This window comes from Micromonospora sp. NPDC003944, assembly GCF_053605225.1.
In genome coordinates this window covers 1-19,457 of sequence record NZ_JBSGIV010000005.1, presented here as the reverse complement: position 1 = coordinate 19,457, position 19,457 = coordinate 1, and the positions used below count along the sequence as shown (strand labels likewise).

Annotated in this window: 18 protein-coding genes and 1 pseudogene; 12 read left to right on the top strand and 7 right to left on the bottom strand. The window is 71.6% G+C overall.

Annotated elements, in window-relative coordinates; all coding sequences use genetic code 11:
* Nucleotides 1-14 precede the first annotated feature (14 nt).
* The 3 genes and pseudogenes from mshA to ACWER9_RS03715 form a co-directional block, all read left to right on the top strand.
* On the top strand, nucleotides 15-1,379 hold the full coding sequence (mshA, locus tag ACWER9_RS03725) for a D-inositol-3-phosphate glycosyltransferase (RefSeq protein ID WP_452300315.1): 1,365 nt from the start codon (nucleotides 15-17) through the stop codon (nucleotides 1,377-1,379).
* A gap of 56 nt (nucleotides 1,380-1,435) precedes the next feature.
* Nucleotides 1,436-1,951, top strand: coding sequence for a YbjN domain-containing protein (locus ACWER9_RS03720; protein WP_452300314.1), 516 nt, complete (start codon nucleotides 1,436-1,438; stop codon nucleotides 1,949-1,951).
* Nucleotides 1,952-3,148: 1,197 nt separating this feature from the next.
* Nucleotides 3,149-3,580, top strand: a pseudogene (locus ACWER9_RS03715) (hypothetical protein); the annotation flags it as partial.
* Between the two features lie 364 nt (nucleotides 3,581-3,944).
* Here ACWER9_RS03715 and ACWER9_RS03710 read toward each other — a convergent pair.
* Nucleotides 3,945-5,240: an MFS transporter gene (locus ACWER9_RS03710; RefSeq protein ID WP_452300313.1), complete on the bottom strand. Its 1,296-nt coding sequence runs from the start codon at nucleotides 5,238-5,240 to the stop codon at nucleotides 3,945-3,947.
* Between the two features lie 75 nt (nucleotides 5,241-5,315).
* On the bottom strand, nucleotides 5,316-6,596 hold the full coding sequence (locus ACWER9_RS03705; protein WP_452300312.1) for an MDR family MFS transporter: 1,281 nt from the start codon (nucleotides 6,594-6,596) through the stop codon (nucleotides 5,316-5,318).
* Between the two features lie 152 nt (nucleotides 6,597-6,748).
* On the opposite strand from ACWER9_RS03705, the gene ACWER9_RS03700 reads away from it, so the two are divergent.
* Nucleotides 6,749-7,516 carry a phosphoglyceromutase gene (locus tag ACWER9_RS03700; RefSeq protein ID WP_088987447.1) on the top strand — a complete coding sequence of 256 codons (768 nt, stop codon included), beginning with the start codon at nucleotides 6,749-6,751 and terminating at the stop codon, nucleotides 7,514-7,516.
* 46 nt (nucleotides 7,517-7,562) lie between these two features.
* On the opposite strand, the gene phoU is transcribed toward ACWER9_RS03700, so the two are convergent.
* Nucleotides 7,563-8,216: a phosphate signaling complex protein PhoU gene (phoU, locus tag ACWER9_RS03695; RefSeq protein WP_452300311.1), complete on the bottom strand. Its 654-nt coding sequence runs from the start codon at nucleotides 8,214-8,216 to the stop codon at nucleotides 7,563-7,565.
* A gap of 204 nt (nucleotides 8,217-8,420) precedes the next feature.
* On the opposite strand from phoU, the gene ACWER9_RS03690 reads away from it, so the two are divergent.
* Nucleotides 8,421-9,704: a sensor histidine kinase gene (locus ACWER9_RS03690; RefSeq protein ID WP_452300310.1), complete on the top strand. Its 1,284-nt coding sequence runs from the start codon at nucleotides 8,421-8,423 to the stop codon at nucleotides 9,702-9,704.
* A 24-nt stretch (nucleotides 9,705-9,728) separates the two neighbouring features.
* Nucleotides 9,729-10,412 carry a response regulator transcription factor gene (locus ACWER9_RS03685; protein ID WP_030329696.1) on the top strand — a complete coding sequence of 228 codons (684 nt, stop codon included), beginning with the start codon at nucleotides 9,729-9,731 and terminating at the stop codon, nucleotides 10,410-10,412.
* A 349-nt stretch (nucleotides 10,413-10,761) separates the two neighbouring features.
* On the opposite strand, the gene ACWER9_RS03680 is transcribed toward ACWER9_RS03685, so the two are convergent.
* The gene (locus ACWER9_RS03680) at nucleotides 10,762-11,559 is read right to left on the bottom strand and encodes a hypothetical protein (RefSeq protein ID WP_452300422.1); all 798 of its coding nucleotides are present in this window, start codon (nucleotides 11,557-11,559) and stop codon (nucleotides 10,762-10,764) included.
* A gap of 80 nt (nucleotides 11,560-11,639) precedes the next feature.
* Between ACWER9_RS03680 and ACWER9_RS03675 the strand changes: the two genes are divergently transcribed.
* Nucleotides 11,640-12,584: a Ppx/GppA phosphatase family protein gene (locus tag ACWER9_RS03675; RefSeq protein WP_452300309.1), complete on the top strand. Its 945-nt coding sequence runs from the start codon at nucleotides 11,640-11,642 to the stop codon at nucleotides 12,582-12,584.
* A gap of 74 nt (nucleotides 12,585-12,658) precedes the next feature.
* The gene (locus tag ACWER9_RS03670; RefSeq protein ID WP_452300308.1) at nucleotides 12,659-13,465 is read left to right on the top strand and encodes a sugar phosphate isomerase/epimerase family protein; all 807 of its coding nucleotides are present in this window, start codon (nucleotides 12,659-12,661) and stop codon (nucleotides 13,463-13,465) included.
* A 31-nt stretch (nucleotides 13,466-13,496) separates the two neighbouring features.
* On the opposite strand, the gene ACWER9_RS03665 is transcribed toward ACWER9_RS03670, so the two are convergent.
* Genes ACWER9_RS03665 through ACWER9_RS03655 form a run of 3 tightly spaced genes read right to left on the bottom strand, consistent with a single transcriptional unit; the run spans nucleotide 13,497 to nucleotide 15,549 of the window.
* A complete protein-coding gene (locus ACWER9_RS03665; protein ID WP_452300307.1) occupies nucleotides 13,497-14,084 on the bottom strand; it encodes a CGNR zinc finger domain-containing protein in 588 nt (195 codons plus the stop codon).
* Nucleotides 14,085-14,102: 18 nt separating this feature from the next.
* On the bottom strand, nucleotides 14,103-15,269 hold the full coding sequence (locus ACWER9_RS03660) for a glutathionylspermidine synthase family protein (protein ID WP_452300306.1): 1,167 nt from the start codon (nucleotides 15,267-15,269) through the stop codon (nucleotides 14,103-14,105).
* 1 nt (nucleotide 15,270) lies between these two features.
* A complete protein-coding gene (locus tag ACWER9_RS03655) occupies nucleotides 15,271-15,549 on the bottom strand; it encodes a hypothetical protein (RefSeq protein WP_452300305.1) in 279 nt (92 codons plus the stop codon).
* A 106-nt stretch (nucleotides 15,550-15,655) separates the two neighbouring features.
* Here ACWER9_RS03655 and ACWER9_RS03650 point away from each other — a divergent pair, with 106 nt between their 5' ends.
* The 4 genes from ACWER9_RS03650 to ACWER9_RS03635 all read left to right on the top strand — a co-directional run bounded on the left by ACWER9_RS03650 (nucleotide 15,656) and on the right by ACWER9_RS03635 (nucleotide 19,408).
* Nucleotides 15,656-16,576, top strand: a complete 921-nt coding sequence (locus ACWER9_RS03650) for a proline dehydrogenase family protein (RefSeq protein ID WP_452300304.1) — start codon at nucleotides 15,656-15,658, stop codon at nucleotides 16,574-16,576.
* Between the two features lie 104 nt (nucleotides 16,577-16,680).
* Entirely contained in the window at nucleotides 16,681-17,481 is an 801-nt protein-coding gene (locus tag ACWER9_RS03645) for an alpha/beta fold hydrolase (RefSeq protein WP_452300303.1), read from the top strand.
* Nucleotides 17,474-18,049, top strand: coding sequence for a TetR/AcrR family transcriptional regulator (locus ACWER9_RS03640; protein ID WP_452300302.1), 576 nt, complete (start codon nucleotides 17,474-17,476; stop codon nucleotides 18,047-18,049). Before ACWER9_RS03645 ends, ACWER9_RS03640 begins: the two co-directional genes overlap by 8 nt.
* Nucleotides 18,050-18,118: 69 nt before the next feature.
* Nucleotides 18,119-19,408: a hypothetical protein gene (locus ACWER9_RS03635; protein ID WP_452300301.1), complete on the top strand. Its 1,290-nt coding sequence runs from the start codon at nucleotides 18,119-18,121 to the stop codon at nucleotides 19,406-19,408.
* The last annotated feature ends 49 nt before the right edge of the window (nucleotides 19,409-19,457 follow it).

Here is a 19,457-nt window from a genome sequence, read left to right as displayed (position 1 = left end):
ACGAAGGAGCGGATGTGGCGGAAATGCACACCGGTGTCGGGCGTCAGCGAGGTACGCAACCGTGGCCCCGGCCACGCCGCATCGCGACCCTGTCGGTGCACACCTCACCCCTGCACCAGCCCGGCACGGGTGACGCCGGCGGAATGAACGTCTACATCCTCGAGGTCGCCCGGCGTCTCGCCGAGGCCAACGTGGAGGTGGAGATCTTCACCCGGGCCACCTCCGGTGACCTCCCCCCGGTGGTCGAGATGGCGCCCGGCGTGCAGGTCCGACACGTCACCTCCGGCCCCCTGGAAGGCCTCACCAAGGAGGAGTTGCCCGGTCAGCTCTGCGCCTTCACCGCCGGGGTGCTGCGCGCTGAGGCGTCCCGCCCGCCCGGCCACTACGACCTGATCCACTCCCACTACTGGCTCTCCGGCCAGGTCGGTTGGCTGGCCAAGGAGCGCTGGGGAGTGCCGCTGGTGCACACCGCGCACACCCTCGCCAAGGTCAAGAACGACCAGCTCGCCGCCGGTGACCGGCCGGAGCCCAAGGCCCGGATCATCGGTGAGGAACAGGTCGTCGCCGAGGCGGACCGACTTGTCGCCAACACCAGGGTCGAGGCCAGCGACCTGCTCGGCCGTTACGACGCCAACCCGGCCCGGGTGTCCGTCGTGCAGCCGGGCGTCGACCTGGCCCGCTTCCGGCCTGCGCCGGGCGACCGGCCCGCGGCGGCCCGCCAGGCCCGCCGCCGGCTGGGGCTTCCCGTCGACGGGTACGTGGTTGCCTTCGTCGGTCGGATCCAGCCGCTCAAGGCTCCCGACGTGCTGATCCGCGCGATCGCCGCACTGCGGGAGCGCGACCCGGCGCTTGCCGACCAGATGACGGTGGTGATCTGCGGTGGGCCCAGCGGCAGTGGGCTGGACCGGCCGACCGCCCTGATCGAATTGGCCGCCAACCTCGGGGTCAGCGACGGGGTGCGGTTCCTCCCGCCACTCACCGGCGACGACCTGCCGGCCCTGTACCGCGCGGCGGATCTGGTCGCGGTGCCGTCGCACAACGAGTCGTTCGGGCTGGTCGCCCTGGAGGCGCAGGCCTGCGGTACGCCGGTGCTGGCCGCCGCCGTCGGAGGGCTGGTCACCGCCGTACGGGACCAGGTCAGCGGCGTGCTCATCGACGGGCACGACCCGGTCGACTGGGCCCGCGCGCTGGGCAGCCTGCTGCCGAACCAGGCCCTCCGCTCGGTGCTGGCCCGAGGTGCCGAGCAGCACGCCCGGTACTTCTCCTGGGACCGTACCGTCGCCGGCCTGCTCGGGGTCTACGGCGAGGCGATCGCCGGGCACCGCGCCCGGCTCGCGGCCGACCTGGCCTGCGATCCGGCGCTCTCCTGCTCCTGGTGACCCGGGCGTCGGTCGCCACCCGGTGCGCGGGCCGAGTCGGTCGTAGAGTGGGTGCGGTGAGCCCGAAGAGCGATCTTGCGACCCTGATCGAGTCGGTCTGCGCCGAGCGGGACCTGGCCTGTGAGTCGACCGGCCCCGGCTCGTACGCGGTGACGCTGCCGGGCACCCACAAGCTCAAGACGGTCTGCAACCTGATCGTCGGCGAGCACGCGCTGCGGGTCGAGGCGTTCGTGATGCGCCAGCCGGACGAACGCCGCGAAGAGCTGTGGGCCTGGCTGTTACAGCGCAACGCCCGGATGTACGGCGTCTCCTTCTCCACCGACGCGGTCGGCGACGTCTACCTGACCGGTCGGGTCAACCCGGCGGGCGTGGACGCCGACGAGTTGGACCGACTGCTCGGCGCCGTGCTCACGTACGCCGACGAGTCGTTCGACACGATGTTGGAGATCGGCTTCGGCAGCTCGATCCGGCGCGAGTACGAGTGGCGGGTGAAGCGCGGCGAGTCGACCGCCAACCTGGCCGCCTTCGCCCACCTCTTCGAGCCCTCCACCACCAACCCCAACCCAACCTGACCCCACCCCCCACCGCCTCGCCCCGCCGACCCCCACCCCACCCCACCCCCGCCCCGCCCCACCCTCCGCCCCGCGCCACGCACCCCCGCCCCGCGCCACGCACCCCGCCGATCATGGAGTTGTGGTGGGTGACAAAGTCCCTGCGTCGCACCAAACCAGGCACCACAACTCCATGATCGACAGTGCTCGGCCGCGATCTTGCACTTGCTGTCCCGGCGTAGGGGGCATTCCACGCTTTTCGGCGACTGAAAACGCAAGATCGGCGCGGGCCAGCGCGGTCATGGCGCGTCGACGGTGGTTCGGACTGCTCCTGACGGGTATGCCGCACCGCGCGGTGCGGCAAGGGACCCCCGCGCGCCGATGACGGAGTGCCAAGGAGCGGAGCGTCCCATGGCTCAGCGGAACAGCTCAGGTCGCGGCGCGACTGCGACCAGGACGAAGCGACAGACCGGCAACCAGACTCCGGGTACGCCCGGAGTTTCCGAGTCGGAGATATCCCGGATGCGGGTGGACGACATCCGCGGGCAGCTGCGCAAACGCGGGGTTTCCGGGATCTCCGCCCTACGCAAGCCCGAACTGGTGAAACAGCTGGTGCGCTCGATGCGGGCCGGCGCGGGTCGGAGCAGCACCGGCCCGGCGGGCCGGGCCACCGGCACCCGTGCGTCGGCGGGTCGTGCCGCGGCCACCAGGAAGTCGGCGGCCAGACCGGCGTCGAGCCGTGCCAAGGCCGCACCGGCGAACAAGAGCGCGCCCGCGAAGCGGGCTGCCGCCACGAAGGCGACCGCCGCGCGGAAGTCGGCTGCGGCGGCGAAGCGGGCGCCGGCGAAGAAGGCGACCGCCGCGAAGAAGACGACCGCCGCGAAGAAGACGACAGCGGCCGCGAGGCCGACGGCCGCGCGCAAGACCGCGGTCGCGAGCAGGACGACCGCCGCCCGTAAGACGGCGGCAGCGCGGAAGACCACGGCAGCGCGGAAGACCACGGCGGCCCGTAAGACCACGGCGGCCCGGAAGACCGCGACGGCGCGTACGGCGCCCGCGCGGAAGACTGCGGCGAAGAAGGCACCGGCCAAGAGCACTGCGGCGAAGCGCACAGCACCAGCCAGGAGCACGGCGGCGAAGCGCACGACGTCGGCCAGGAGTACGGCGGCGAAGAAGGCGCCGGCAAAGAGCGCGGCGGGAAAGCGCACAGCGCCGGCAAAGAGCGCGGCGGCGAAGCGTCCGCTGACGCGGTCGACGGGCGGCGGGACGGCGGCCGGCGGGATCCGGACCGGACGGGGTACGGGTCGGTCGGTCCGTAGTTCGCAGGTGATCTCGTCGACGATGGACCGGCCGGAGCGTCCGGGGCGGAGCCTGATCACGGCGAACCACGAGGTGATCCAGCGGTGGGCCCGGGAACGCGGGGCGAAGCCGGCGACCATCGCCGGCACCGAGCGGGATGGCCGGGCGGGTGTGTTGACGTTCAACATCCCCGGATACCGGGAAAGTAGCCGGATTCGCGAGATCACCTGGGATGAGTGGTTCTACACCTTTGACCTGCGTCGGCTGAATCTGATTTATCAGGAACAGTTGCGGGACGGCCGGCAGAGCAGCTTCTTCCGGACCGAGTCACCCGATCGAGAAGACGGTTGAGGTGTTTGCGGGAATGGGCGACGGGTATGCGGCTGTTGCCAACGGACGAGGCCGGAGCAGCGGATACTCGCCAGTTGTGACGGGCGAGACAGCCGTTCTGGGTTGAATCCAGAATCCGGGCGAACTAGCTTTATTGCACCGCGCCACGTTTGGAAACGTTCGGGGGAGCGGCGGATCGATCAGATCCGCGCACCAGACGAGGCGCGAGGGGACGGGTGGATCAACCGTTGGGGGACGGTGCCCACCTGTTTGGACCGGCGGCGTGAGCGGGCGATGCTTACGGGGGTGAGTGTTGCCCGCCGCCGCCGGCCCCACGGCGGGCGCCCACTACGACCTCAGGGACGTGGTGGGCGCTTTGCGTCGTTCATCCGGTCGGCACGTGGTCGGCGAGTGTCTTCGGCTCCGGTTCGGCGACCCGGCGTAGCGCGGCGACGTGCCGCTCCCGGGGTGGTCCGGCGAGCAGGTGTCCGAGCGCGGCAAGCAGGCCGAGGCCGGCCACGATCAGCCAGTGCCGGTCGCCGAGGTGCTGGAGGCTCACCCCGCCGAGGGTCGGCGCGACGAACGCGGCGGCCGGGAACGTCAGGTAGAAGACCGACTGGTAGCGCGCGCGTAGCTGCGGTGGTGCCAGGTCCGCGTTGATCTGCGCGTTCGGCGGTGCGGCGAGCATCGAGCCGACCGTCCAGACGACTGCGGCACCCAGGTAGATGGCCAGTTCGTCGGCGATGGCGAGGACCCCGAAGCCGAGCGCGAGCAGCGCCGTGGAGGCGGCCAGGACGACGTCCTTGCGGTGCCTGTCGATCAGCCGGGGCACGAACAGCTGCCCGACCACGATCAGCGCGCCGCCGAGTGCCACCACCAGCCCGTACGCCGAGGGGCCCAGGCCGTCCGCGCGCATGGCCAGCGGCATGATCGTCGAGGTCTGCATGGTGAGTACGGCAAGCACGAAGGTGAGCCCGACGAAGACCAGGAAGGTGCGGTCGGTGAGCGCGGTGTGCAGTCCAGGTCGGCGGGCCCGGACGGATGCCGGTGCGGCGCGGGTGGTGGGCGGGTGGCCGGTCGTCGGCCGGGCCAGCCGTAGCGTTTCGGGCACCTTCCAGCCGATCACGGCGGCGGCGGTCAGGGTGGCTCCCGCGTCGACAAGGAACAGCGCGGTGAAGCTCGCCTCGGCCAGGACACCGGCGAGCAGCGAGGCGACCGCCATGCCCAGGTTGAACGCCCAGAACTGGAGGTTGAACGCCCGTGACCGGCGTTCGGCGGGCACCACGTCGACGATCGCCGCGACGAACGCCGGGCTGGGCATCGAGTGGACCACGCCGATCAGCGCGGAGAGCACCGCGATCAACAGCAGGGGTCGGGTGAAGGCGAGCGCCACCATCAGGCCGACGGTGGCCAGGTGCGCGGCGAGCAGGGTCGCCCTGCGGCCCCACCTGTCGGCGAGCACCCCGCCGAGCAGTACCCCGGCTGCCCCGCCGGCCCCGTACGCGCCGACCACGGTGCCGGCGAGCCCTTCGCTCGCGCCGCGCACGTCGGTGAGGTAGAGCGAGAGGAACAGCATGGCGAAGGCGCCGGCCCGGTTGATCAGCAGGCCGGCCCAGAGGTACCAGAAGGTGGCGGGGAGGCCGCCTGCGGTGTCGTGCCACCAGCGCCGCAGGGCGTGCACCCGACCTCCCGACAGTTCAGGTTGTTAACTGTTTCCTCTGCACAGTAGAAACTCGGGGCCCCGCCGCGCCAGTCGTTAAGCCTCTGCGGGCTGCGGCGCCTGGCTGGCGGTGACCGGGGCCAGCGCCGCACCGGAGCGGCGCAGCGCGGTGGCGCGACGCTCCCGGGCCGGCCCCGACACCAGGTGGGCCACCGCGGTCAGCAGGCCGAGCGCGGCGCAGCCGTACCAGAGCGCGTCGTTGCCGACGTGCTCGCGGACCAGACCGCCGAGGATCGGCGCGCTGGCCCCGGCGATCTGCCAGGAGAGCGAGAACACGCCCTGGTAGCGACCGCGCAGCTCGGCCGGGGACAGTTCGGCGATAAGCGTGGAGTTGGAGGGGGAGTTCAGCATTTCGCCGACCGTCCAGATGAGCACGGTCAGCCCGTAGAACCAGGCGGTGCCGGCGAACGCGGTCAGCCCGAACCCCACCCCCATCACCACGGAGGCCAGCGCGAGCACGTGTGAGCGGCTGCGACCCCGGATCAGTCGGGGTACGAAGAGCTGGCCGACCACGATGAGGATGCCGTTGAGCGCGATCACCGAGCCGTAGGTGGCCGGGCTCAGACCGTCGTCGCCCATCGCGATCGGCAGCATCGAGATGTGCTGGAGGAACACCAGCGCGGCGAGCAGGTTGAGTGCCACGAAGCCGAGGTAGACCCGGTCGGTGAGGATCGTGCGCAGGGCGCCGAGCGGGACCGCCTTCGCCGCGTCGGCACTTGTCGGGCCGGCCTGTCGGGTCTCCGGCACCCTGCTGAAGATGATCAGCGCGGTGATCAGCATGGTGGCCGCGTCGACCACGAACAACAGCAGGTAGTCGGCCTGTGCGGCGAGGCCGGCGAGGACGGCGGCGCAGGCGAAGCCCAGGTTGATCGCCCAGTAGTTGAGCGAGAAGGCGCGCAGCCGGTCCTTGGCCGGCACCACGTCGATCATCATGGCCCCGAACGCGGGCCGGGCCGCCTCGGCGAACATGCCGAGCAGCAGTGCCCCAAGCGCCACCGCCCAGAGGTCCCGGGCCAGCCCGAGCCCGAGCATCATGGTCGCCGCGCCCACGTGGGCGGTGAGCAGCGTCGGTCGGCGACCCCACCGGTCCGCGAGGGTGCCGCCGGCGGTCGTGCCGAATGCCCCGCCGACGCCCCAGAGGCCGATCACCAGGCCGGCCTGCGAGGCCGAGAAGCCACGTTCCTGGGTCAGGTAGATGGCGAGGAAGACGAGGACGAACGAGCCGAGTCGGTTGATCAGGGTCCCGGACCACAGGTACCAGAAGGTGGTCGGAAGGCCTCCGGTGGTGTCCCGGAACCAACTCCGCATCGTCCGCATATTGGCGCCCCGCTTGCAGTAATGACCGATGTGACTGGCGTGCCTTACAACCCTAGTGGCGGGCGGACCGGCTGGTCATCCGCTTTTTCACGTGGTGGTCGTCACGACGGCTGCCCGCGTGTCCGCCGGGCCGTTGAGGCAGGATGATCCGCATGACTGCGAGCGAAGGGCCCACCGTCGGGACGCTGGTCCTGCTGCGACACGGTGAGAGCGACTGGAATGCCAAGAACCTCTTCACCGGCTGGGTGGACGTCGACCTGACCGAGAAGGGCGAGGGTGAGGCGCGGCGCGGCGGCGAGCTGCTGCGTGAGCACAGCCTGCTGCCGGATGTCGTGCACACCAGCGTGATGCGCCGGGCGATCCGCACCGCCGAGCTGGCGCTCAACGCCGCCGACCGGCACTGGATCGCCGTGCGCCGGTCGTGGCGGCTCAACGAGCGGCACTACGGCGCCCTGCAGGGCAAGAACAAGAAGCAGACCCTCGACGAGTACGGCGAGGAGCAGTTCATGCTCTGGCGCCGGTCGTACGACACGCCGCCGCCGCCGATCGACGACAACGACGAGTGGTCGCAGGTGGGTGACCCGCGCTACGCGCTGCTGCCGACCGAGCTGATGCCGCGCACCGAGTGCCTCAAGGACGTCGTCGACCGGATGCTGCCCTACTGGTACGACTCGATCGTGCCGGACATCCTGGCCGGCCGGACGGTGCTGGTGGCCGCGCACGGCAACTCGCTGCGCGCCCTCGTCAAGCACCTCGACCAGATCTCCGACGAGGCGATCGCCAAGCTGAACATCCCGACGGGGATCCCGCTGCGCTACGACCTCGACCCGCAGCTGCGTCCGCTCAGCCTCGGCGGCACGTACCTCGACCCGACCGCGGCGAAGGAAGCCGCCGCCGCGGTCGCCAACCAGGGCCGCTGACCACGAGCGAAGGGCCCCCGCATGACGGGGGCCCTTCGTCTCACCGTCAGTTGGTGGTCGGGCTGTTCTCTCCGGTGATCAGGTAGATCACGTGCTCGCCGGCGTTCACCGCGTGGTCGGCGAAGCGCTCGTAGAAGCGGCCCAGCAGGGTGGCGTCGATGGCCGTCTCCACCCCGTACGGCCAGTCGTCGCCGAGCAGCACCGCGAACAGGTTCTTGTGCAGCTCGTCCATGGCGTCGTCGTCGCGGTCCAGCTCGCCGGCGAGGTCGGCGTCGGGCTTCGCCAGCACCGAACCGATCTTCACGGCCATCCGGTCGGCGATCTCGGACATCTCGGTGAAGACCGTCCGCAGCTCGGCCGGGACGGCGGGGGAGGGGTGCCGGCGCAGCGCGGTCTTCGCCACGTGCTCGGCGAGGTCGCCCATCCGCTCCAGATCAGCGGCCACGTGCAGCGCGGTGATCATCGCCCGGAGGTCGGAGGCGACCGGCGCCTGTCGGGCGAGCAGGTCACAGACCCGCTCCTCGACGTGTCGGTAGAGGTCGTCGATCTCGGCGTCCCGCTCGATGACCGTCTCGGCGGCCTGCCGGTCGGCGGTGAGCAGGGCCCGGGTGGCCTGGCGCATGGCGGCGCGGACGCCCTCCGCCATGTCCACCAGCAATTGGCTGACGATCTGGAGGTCGGCCCGGAACTCGTCGCGCATCATCACGTCCTGTGGTCGGTCGCCGCCGACGGGTGCCGGCGCAGGGGGTTGAGCAGGTGCGACGCCAACGGTAGGGCGCGCGGACGGACCCCGGATGAACCACGGTGAACGACGCCAGACGTGGGGGTGAACACTTCCGTAAGTGAGGGTAGTTCGTCCCGTTCTGTGTGGTAGCCAGGTTAACAATGACCCTACGATCGCCGGGTGGAGTGGGCGGTGGCGGTCGTGGTGGCCGTGGCGTTGGTGGCCGGGATGGTCGCCGGCTTGGTGCTGCCCAGGTTCCTGCCGAGGCGGGACGGTCGCTCCACGTCGACGGGGAGCGTCAGCTTCCGCTGGAGCAGGGGGAGGCCCGCGATAGTCGACGAGCAGCAGGCCGGGCTCGGCCGCCGGACGATCGACTCGCTCCGGGCCGGTGTCGTGGTCCTGGACAACGACGACGTCCCCGTGCTGATCAACCCGGCCGCCCGCGCGATGGGGCTGCTGCGTACCGGCAGCACCCCCGGCTCGATCGCCGCGCACCCGCTCATCCGTACCCTCGCCGGTCAGGTGCGACGCACCGGCGTGCGGCGCGAGATCGAGCTTGACCTGCCCCGGGGTCGCGACAGCGCGGGGGAGAACCCGCTCGGCGTGCACCTGCGGGCGATGGGTCTCGGCAACGGCTTCATCGCGGTCGAGGCGGTCGACGTGACCGAGTCGCACCGGCTGACCCGGGTACGGCGCGACTTCGTGGCGAACGTGAGCCACGAGCTGAAGACCCCCATCGGTGCCCTGCAACTGCTCGCCGAGGCGTTGCTGGACGCGACCGAGCCGGCCGACGCCGCGACGCCCGACCTCTCCGAGGACCTGGTGGCCGCCCGTCGGTTCGCCGAACGGATCCAGCACGAGTCGACCCGGCTGGGTCGGTTGGTGCAGGAGTTGCTGGAGCTGACCCGGTTGCAGGGGGCTGAGCCGCAGCCGCCACCGGAGCCGGTCGCGTTGGACTGGGTGATCGCCGAGGTGGTCGACCGGACCCGCACCACGGCGTCCGCCCGGGGTGTCGCGGTGACCGTGGACGGGCAGCGTGGCCTGACCGCGTACGGCAGCGACTCCCAACTCGCCACGGCGGTGGCGAACCTGGTGGAGAACGCCATCAACTACTCGGGCGAGGACACCACGGTGCGGGTGACCCTGCGGGGCGACGACGAGCACGTCGAGGTTGCCGTCACCGACCAGGGCATCGGCATCGCCCCCACCGACGTGGACCGGATCTTCGAGCGGTTCTACCGGGCCGACCAGGCCCGCTCGCGTGCCACCGGCGGCACCGGGCTCGGCCTGGCGATCGTGAAACACATTGCGAGCAACCATGGCGGACGGGTGGAGGTGTCGAGCACTCTTGGTGGTGGATCGACGTTCACCCTCCGGCTGCCCGCCAGCCCACCGGATGACCTTCTGGCGACACTGCCGCCGGTTGGGATCGAGTCCGGTCCGGCTGGGCTACGGCAGGTCTGACAGCAAATGGAAAGGAAATCCCCGTTGAGCCGCGTTCTCGTGGTCGAGGACGAGGAGTCGTTCTCCGACGCCTTGTCGTACATGCTCCGTAAGGAGGGCTTTGAGGTTTCGGTCGCCGCGACCGGCACCGACGCCCTCACCGAGTTCGACCGGACCGGCGCCGACATCGTGCTGCTCGACCTGATGTTGCCCGAGATGTCGGGGACCGAGGTCTGCCGGCAGTTGCGGCAGCGCTCCGCCGTGCCGATCATCATGGTCACCGCCCGGGACAGCGAGATCGACAAGGTGGTCGGGCTGGAGATCGGCGCCGACGACTACGTCACGAAGCCGTACTCGCCGCGGGAACTTGTCGCCCGGATCCGGGCCGTCCTGCGCCGGCAGAGCCCGGAGGTGGCCGAGGCGGGTGCGCCGACGCTCGCCGCCGGCCCGGTGCGGATGGACATCGAGCGGCACGTGGTGACGGTCGACGGCGGGGCCGTGCAGCTGCCGCTGAAGGAATTCGAGTTGCTGGAGCTGCTGCTGCGCAACGCGGGCCGGGTGCTCACCCGCGGCCAGCTCATCGACCGGGTCTGGGGTGCCGACTACGTCGGTGACACCAAGACGCTCGACGTGCACGTCAAGCGGCTGCGTTCCAAGATCGAGCCGGAGCCGTCCGCGCCGCGCTTCATCGTGACCGTGCGGGGTCTGGGCTACAAGTTCGAGCCGTGATCGGCGTACGCGAAGGGGGCTTGCGTTCGACGCAGGCCCCCTTCGGCGTGTCCCCACCTGCTCGCCTTGCCGGCTTGTCAGGGCTGAGTCAGCTGTGCGCCGGGGGATGCGTCTCCGTTGCTGTGGTCCTTTGGAGCTGATGTCGCAGACGAGTCATCCGCCGATGTCGCAGAGCCGATGTCGTAAACGAGTCAGCTCCAAAGGGGTTGCACCCGACGCCCGGCTCCTTGTCCGCGTCCGCTGGGGCACCGCCCGCAGGCGAGCGAGCGAGCCGCGCGGGCGGCGTGGCGGGGTGTGGGCTGGGCGTCGGATGATCTCGTCCGGGGGAGGCCGGCGAGGTTCCGGCCTGTCAGACCTCGTCGGCCGGGTGCGGGGCGACCATGCCCTGCCTCGTCCGGATCGCGCACAGCTCGGCCAGCCGCTCGTAGGCCGCAGCGCCGATCAGAGCGGTCAGCTCCGGCCCGTACGACAGGTACATCGGCTCGGTGCCGACGTGCGCGTCGGTGGAGGAGGTGCACCACCAGTCCAGGTCGTGCCCGCCCGCGCCCCAGCCCCGCCGGTCGAACTCGGACAGCGTGGAGACCAGCACCTTGCTGTTGTCCGGCCGCTTCACCCAATCCTGGTCGCGGCGGATCGGCAGCTGCCAGCAGACATCGGGCTTGTATTCCAACGGGTGCACCCCGTCACGAAGCGCCTGCGCGTGCAGGGCGCAGCCGCCCCCACCGACGAAGTCGGCGTCGTTGAGGAACACGCACGGACCTTCGGCGCCCTGGGTGGCGGTGCGGCGGGCCGGATTCTTGCCGTCGATGGTGTCCTCGTCGGTCCAGTTCTTGAACCCGCGCCGGAAGTGCTGCCAGGTCTCCGGGGTGAGCCGCTTGACGGCGCTGCGCACCCGCTTCTCGTCGTCCGAGTCGGTGAAGAACGCCCCGTGCGAGCAGCAGCCGTCGGCGGCCCGGCCGGCGATGATGCCGTGGCAGCCCTTGCCGAAGATGCAGGTCCAACGGGAGAGCAACCAGGTCAGGTCGGCCCGGATCAGGTGCGTCTCGTCGGCCGGGTCGGCGAACTCGATCCACTCCCGAGGGAAGTCGAGGGGCACCTCGCGGCTGCGCGGGTCACCCGGGTCGTCCACCAGCACACGGAGCTCCATCGTCACTCGGCCCAGCGTACGCGCGGTGGCGTGCGCAGGCCGGTGAGCCGGGCAAACGTGTTGCGCTTAGGGTCTTCACCATGCGACTGGGTGTCCTCGACGTCGGATCCAACACGGTGCACCTCCTGGTGGTGGATGCGCACCACGGCGCTCACCCGTGGCCGGCGCACTCCGAGAAGGTGGTACTCCGGCTGGCCGAGCAGATCGGTCCCGACGGCGCGCTCACCGAGACGGGAGCGGACGGCCTGGTCAAGGCCGTGGGCATGGCCAAGGCGGCGGCCGCCGGGCTGGAGGCCGACGACCTCATCGCCTTCGCCACGTCCGCCGTGCGCGACGCCACGAACGCGGCCGAGGTCCTGGCCCGGGTCCGGGACGAGACCGGCGTACGCCTCGCGGTGCTCTCCGGGGCGGACGAGGCGCGGTCGACGTTCCTGGCCGTCCGGCGGTGGTTCGGCTGGTCGGCGGGCCGGCTGCTGGTGCTGGACATCGGCGGCGGCTCGCTGGAGATCGCCGCCGGCATCGACGAGGACCCGGACGTCGCGGTCTCGCTGCCGCTCGGCGCCGGTCGGCTGACCCGGGAGCGGCTGCGGGTCGATCCGGCCAGCACCACCCCGCCGTCGATGGAGGCCGTCGAGAAGCTCCGGGAGTACGTGGAGGGTCGGCTGGACAAGGTCGTCGACCAGATCACCCAGGTCGGCTGGGACCGGACGGTGGCCACGTCGAAGACGTTCCGGACCCTGGCCCGGCTGGCCGGGGCGGCACCGTCCGGCGCCGGTCTGTGGGCACGTCGCAGCCTGACCCGGGCCGGCCTACGGCAGGTCATCGGCTTCATCCGGCACATCCCGCCGGCGCAGCTCATGGAGCTGGAGGGGGTCAGCGCGGGCCGGGCCCACCAGTTGCTGGCCGGAGCCGTGGTCGCCGAGGCGGCGATGCGCCGGTTGGATCTGGACTCGTTGGACATCTGCCCGTGGGCGCTGCGGGAGGGTGTCATCCTCCGCCGGCTCGATCAACTTGAGCCGATCTGACCGCTGGCCGTTTTAGGTTGGTTTGCCGGCGCTCGTCACGATGCCCCCGGCGCTGCCGGGCTACGCTGGTTGATGTGACTTCCCGCGTTCCCGTGCTCCTGTCCAGCTCGTCGGTGTTTCCCGAGCCGACCGCGGCGGCGTTCCAACTGGCTGCGGCGCTCGGCTACGACGGCGTCGAGGTGATGGTCTGGACCGACGTGGTCAGCCAGGACGCGGGCGCGCTGCGCGGCCTCTCCACGCACTACGGGATGCCGGTGCTCTCGGTGCACGCGCCCTGCCTGCTGGTCACCCAGCGGGTGTGGAGTCCGGACCCGTGGGAGCGCCTGCGCAAGGCTGCCGAGTTGGCCGAGACGCTCGGCGCGCCGACAGTCGTGGTGCACCCGCCGTTCACCTGGCAGCGCGACTACGCGCGTAACTTCGCCGAGGGTCTGGCCACCGTCGCGGACAGGTTCAGCGGGCTGCGCTTCGCGGTGGAGAACATGTACCCGGTGCGGATGGCGGGTCGTCAGTTCGTCCCGTACGTGCCCGGCTGGGATCCGACCGACGCCGGCTACCCGTCGTACACCCTGGATCTGTCGCACTGCGCGGCCTCGCACAGCGACCCCCTGGAGATGGCCGACCGGATGGGCGCCGGGCTGGCGCACGTGCACCTCGGTGACGGCACCGGCGAGGGCCGCGACGAGCACCTGGTGCCCGGTCGTGGCACCCAGCCCTGCGGGGAGCTGCTCTCCTCGCTTGCCGGGCGGGGTTTCACCGGGGCGGTGGCGGTGGAGGTCGCCACCCGGGGCGCGAAGAGCCGCGCGGTGCGCGAGGCGGACCTGCGCGCCGCGCTGGAGTTCGCCCGCCACCACCTGACCGCGTCGTCACCTGTCGACGCCTGACCTGCCCGCCCACGAGCGGGCGGCGGCGGGGTCAGCTGACCGGTGAGAGAGAGTCGACGGCGGAGGTCGGCTGCGGGGCGACAGTCACCTGCTCGCCGACCGCCGCCCGCTTGCGGGCCCGGTGCGCCGCGACGTGCGAGCGGGTGGCGCAGCGCTCCGAGCAGAACCGCCGGCAGCAGTTGGACGACGTGTCCAGGTAGACGTTGCCGCACCGCTCGTCGGCGCAGACCCCGAACCGGGCGCTGCCGTACTCGCAGAGCCAGACCGACAGCCCCCAGGCTGCGCCGGCCAGGTATTCGGCGCTGACCGAGGCACCCCGGCTGGTCACGTGCATGTGCCAGTCGCTGGAGTCGTGCCCGGAGATGCGCGGTTGCACCGGGAACGCCTCGAGCAGCGCGTTCAGCTCGGTGACCGCCTGGGCGTCGCGCCCCGAGGTGCCGTACTCGAAGACGTCGCGCAACCGCTTCTGTGCCCGGCGGAAGATGGCGACGTCCCGGTCGGCGACCTCGTCGCGCATCCAGGCGTGATCGTCGCTGAAGAGGCCTCGCAGGTCGTCGAGGTCGTCCAGGCGGGCGTTGACCAAGTCAACGCCGGTCCGGGCGTACGCGTCGAAGTTCACACCACAACGGTAGACGACTCAGCGGGTGCGCGGCGCGTCGATGTAGTGCGGCAGGAACCGCGCGTAGCCGTCGGTGATCAGACTCGCGCTCTCCCGTACCCCCAGACCGGCCGACTCGCCGTCGACGATCCAGCTGCCGAGCACCGTCCGGTGGCCGGCAAACTGCGGCAACGCCCGGAACTCCTGGTAGCACCAGCCCTCGTCGCCGTAGATCCCCGGGTTGGTGATCTCCTCCTCGGCGGTGACGATGCGTACCGAGCCGCCCTCGCGGCCGAGCAGCGGCTTGGCGACGTACTCCGGCATGCCGCGCGGCGAGTCGAGGTACGCCGGGAGCAGGTACTCGTGACCGGGGTACAGCTCCCAGAGGACCGCGAGCAGCGCCTTGTTGGAGAGCAGCAGCTTCCACGCCGGCTCGATCCAGGTGGTCGGGGTGCCCGGGGCCAGGGCAGCCGGCCCGTACGGCTCGGCAAGCATCCACTCCCACGGGTAGAGCTTGAAGCAGGTGGTCACCGGGCGGTCGTCGGCGTCGACGAAGCGCCGGCCGTCCCAGCCGATGTCCTGGATGGGCTGGAGCTCGACGCTCAGGCCGGCCTGCCGCGCGGTCTCGGCGAGATAACCGGCGGTCATGTGGTCCTCGCCGGACTCCTCCTCGTTCGACCAGAGCACGTGCACCCGGGGGTCGTGCAGCCCGGCCCCGATCTTGGCCCAGGCGCCGACCAGCCGCTCGTGCAGGCTGTTCCACTGGTCCAGATCCGGCCGGGTCTCCTCCAGCCAGTACCACTGGACGATGCTCGCCTCGACCAGAGCGGTGGGGGTGTCCGCGTTGTACTCCAACATCTTCGGAGGCCAGGTGCCGTCGTACGCGAGGTCGAAGCGCCCGTACAGGGTCGGTGGCGCCTCCCGCAGCGACCGGGCCACCGCCTCGGCCGCCCACTGCGGGATGCCGAACTCGGCGTACCGGCGCTGCGCCACCACGTGCTCGGCGGCGGCCACCGACATCCGGTGCAGCTCCTCGGTGGCCTCCTCCAGCCGCAGCACCTCGTCCAGGTCGAAGGCGTACGCGGCGGTCTCGTCCCAGTACGACATGATCCCGCCGTCGGGCAGCTCGGTGTCGACGTAGACAAGCCCCTGCGACCGGATCGTGGCGTCCCAGTCCGGTCGCGGCGTGACCGTCTCGCGGCGCACGTCAGCCGCCGCAGGCGGCGAGGTGGGTGCCGAACCCGCCGCGCTCGGGCAGGGCCGCGGTGGTCGGCTCCGGGGCGGTGCGACCGGCGGCCGGGTCGGCGACCCGCATCGCCAGCGCGACGGTCCCACCGCCGCCGACCGGCCCGAGGGCGCAGTCGTCGTCATCGTCGTCGTCCGAGGTCATGTTGCAGCCGGAGAGGGCGAGCGCGAGGGCGGTGAGCGCGCCGAGCTGCACGGAGGCCGACCGGAGCCGGCGGTGGGGGCGGGGGCGTTGGTCCACGGCATCGTTGTAGCCGATCCACGCCACCGCCGCCGCCCCGCCCCCACGTCGAGGTGGCCCGGCCGCCCCTCGGCGAGGGCCCTGGCAGGGGCGTTACGCTCGGCTCATGCTCCGTTCCGTCATCCTCGCCGCCTCCCGGTCATCCCAGGTCGAGCGGCTCGTCGCGACAGCCCCGTACACCCGGGACGTCGTCCGCCGGTTCGTGGCCGGCGCCGCCACCGACGACGCGTTGCGCGCGACCCGCGGGCTCGTCGACGACGGCCTCGCGGTCACCCTCGACCACCTCGGTGAGGACACCGTCCGCCCCGAACAGGCCACCGCCACCCGGGACGAATACCTGAAGCTGCTGACGATGCTCGGCGCCGCGGGGCTCACCCCGGCAGCCGAGGTGAGCGTGAAGCTCTCCGCCCTCGGTCAGATGTTCGACGAGCAGTTGGCGTACGACAACGCGCGGGCGATCTGCGCGGCGGCCGACGCGGTGGGCACCACCGTCACCCTGGACATGGAGGACCACACCACCACGGATTCGACGTTGGAGGTGCTGGGCCGGCTGCGCAAGGACTTCCCGTCGACAGGCGCGGTGCTCCAGGCGTACCTGCGTCGGACCGAGTCGGACTGCCGGGAGCTCTCCTCGGCCGGGTCGCGGGTGCGGCTGTGCAAGGGCGCCTACAAGGAGCCGGAGTCGGTGGCGTACCAGTCGGCCCGTGAGGTGGACAAGTCCTACGTCCGCTGCATGAACATCCTGATGTCCGGCGACGGGTACCCGATGCTCGCCACCCACGACCCCCGGATGATCGCCATCGGCGAGGACCGGGCCCGCTGGTTCGACCGGGGGCCGGAGCGCTTCGAGTTCCAGATGCTCTACGGCATCCGCCCCGAGGAGCAGGCCCGGCTGGCCGGCGAGGGCTACACCGTGCGCACCTACGTCCCGTACGGCGACGAGTGGTACGGCTACCTGATGCGCCGGCTCGCCGAGCGCCCCGCCAACCTGGTCTTCTTCGGCCGCGCCCTGATCTCCAAGAAGTAACCTCTCCGGTTCGGCAACGGGCCGGCGGCGACCCTCGGGTCACCGCCGGCCCGTTTCGCGTCTCCGGCTTGCCAAAGCTGGCTAAGTGACTTAGCTTTAAGGCTATGACAACTAGCCAGGTGCGGCGGGACGGCGGACACATCGCGTACGAGGTGCGGGGCGAGGGGCCGTTGGTCGTCCTCGCGCACGGCATGGGCGAGAACAGGGCGAGCTTCCGGCACCTCGTACCCCTGTTGGTGGCCGCCGGTCACCGGGTCGCCTCGGTCGACGTCCGGGGGCACGGCGAGTCCAGCGCCGGCTGGCCCACGTACGCCCCGGCGGAGGTCGGCGCGGACCTGCTGGCCGTGGTCCGTGACCTCGACTCCGGCCCGGCCGTGCTCGTCGGCAGCTCGTCCGCCGCGGCGGCGGTGGTCTTCGCCGCCACCGACGCCCCCGAGATGGTCAGCGGCATCGTGCAGATCGGCGCATTCGTCGGTAAGCCGAAGCTCAACCCGATGCTGCGGATGGCCATGTGGTCCGTGCTGCACAGCCCCCGACTCTTCGGGATGTTCCACAACACCCTGTTCCCGGTGCACCGACCCGCCGACGACGCGGCCTACCGTCGCTCCATGGTGGCCAACCTGCGCGAACCCGGCCGGATGGCCGCGACGCGCGGCGTCATCGCACCGGCCGAGCCGCACTGGACCGCCCGCGCCCCGCAGGTGCGGCAACCGGTGCTGGTGCTGATGGGGTCCAAGGACCCGGACTTCCCCGACCCGGGGGCCGAGGCCCGCGCCGCCCGGCGGCTCTTCGGCACCGCCGAGGCCCGCATGATCGGGGAGTCCGGCCACTATCCGCACGCCGACCAGCCGCAGCGCACCGCCGACGAGTTGCTCGGCTTCCTGGCGGTGTGCGCCGGTGCCTAGGGTCGGCCTGAACCAGCAGACCGTCGTACGGGAGGCCGCCCGGCTGGCCGACGAGGTCGGCTTCCCGCAGCTCACCCTCGCCGCGCTCGCCAGCCGGCTCGGGGTGGCGCTGCCCAGCCTCTACAAGCACGTGCGGGGGGCGGACGCGCTGGCCCAGAAGCTCGCCGCCCTGGCCACCGCCGAGTTGGCCACCGAGATGACCGCCGCCGCCGTCGGTCGCTCCGGTGGCGACGCGCTCCGGGCCATGGCGGACGCCTACCGCGGCTACGCCCACCGGCACCCCGGCCGCTACCCGGCGACGCAGCGGGTGCCCGACCCGGCCGACCCGGAGCACGTCGAGGCGGGCGAACGCGCCGTGAACGCCATCTTCGCGGTGCTCCACGGCTACGGGCTCACCGGTGACGACGCGGTGGACGCGACCCGAGCGCTGCGCAGCGCCCTGCACGGTTTCGTGACCCTGGAGGCCGCCGGCGGCTTCGGCCTGCCCCGGGACGTCGACCGCTCGTACCACCAGTTGGTCGCGAGCATGGACATCTCGTTCCGCTCCTGGCCGCGCACCGGCGGCTGAGCGAGTGGTCGGGCCGATCGACCCGGGGCGGCCTCGCCGCACCCAGGGAGTGGTCGTACCCTTCGGCGGGTGACTGACGAGGTGCAGCAGCCAGAACCACGGCGGCTCTGGCCGCTGTGGACGGTGCTCGTGGTGGTCGTCCTGCTGTTGGGCTGCGGCCTGCCCGCGGCGATCGTCGTCGGGGTGATCCGCGAGAATGGCGCGCGCCCCACGATCAGCCGGGTCGGCGCCTCGTCCGCCGACGACCCGGCCACGGTCGTGGCCCGCGGGCTGTCCGACCGGATAACCGCCCAGCTCCACCGGCAGTCCGCGGCACTTCTCGGTGGCGACCGCGCCGGGTTCCTCGCCGTGGCCGATCCCGCCGCCCACCCCGACCTGCGTCGACGCTTCGCGGCGCTCCGGGCGCTCAAGGTGACCGGCTGGCGGGCCGAGCCGAGTGGCCTGCCCGTGCCGATCATCGGCAAGCCCGGTGAGTGGCGGCTGCTGGTGCGCTTCCAGTACTGCTTCGTCACCCCGAACTGCCGGACCAGCACCGTGCTGATCGGCACCCGGTGGCGGGAGAACGGCGACCAGCCCCGGATGGTCGCCATGGAGGAGTCCAAGTCGGTGGAGACCGGCACCCGACCGTGGGAGATCAGCGACCTGGCGGTCGCCGTCGGCGCGCGGACCATCGTCGCCACCACCCCGGCCCTGCGCGGCAAACTCCCCGGCCTGCTCGCCCAGGCCGAGGCGGCGGCGAAGGTCGCCGACGGGTACGCGGTGACCGGCTCACCGCCGGACCGCTACCGGATCTTCTACGCCGGGCGCGCCGAGTGGCAGCGCTGGTACGGCGGGGAGCGTCCCGAATGGACCGGCGGGTACGCGGTGACCGTGGGCGGGGGCCACCACGAGGTGGTGCTCAACGCCGAGGGGCTCACCAACAACGGCACCGACGACCTGCTCCGGCACGAGCTGACCCATGCCGCGTCGTTACCGGAGCGCGGCTACCCGGGCAAGCTCACCTGGTGGTTGGTCGAAGGACTGGCCGAGTTCGCCGGTGCCGGAGGCCAGGCGATCGACAGGTACGAGGGGATCGCCGACGTCCGCAAGATGGTCCGGGGCGGCTGGGACGGCAAGTTGGAGGGCGTCAACCCCGCCGACGACGCCTCCGCCGAACGGGTCGCCGGCAGCTACGGCATCGGCTACCTGGCGGTTCGACACCTCGTCGACAGGTACGGACCGCTGCGGCTGCTCACCTTCTTCAAGACCGTGGTGCACGACGGCCGGACCATCGACGCGGCATCGGAGAAGGCGTTCGGTGAGCAGTGGTCGACGCTGCACGACGAGTGCGTGGCGTACATCCGGGCCACCGCCAGCTGACGCGACTCGTTCGATCGCTGTGGCGGTGGGTCGGGCCGTTGCCCGACCC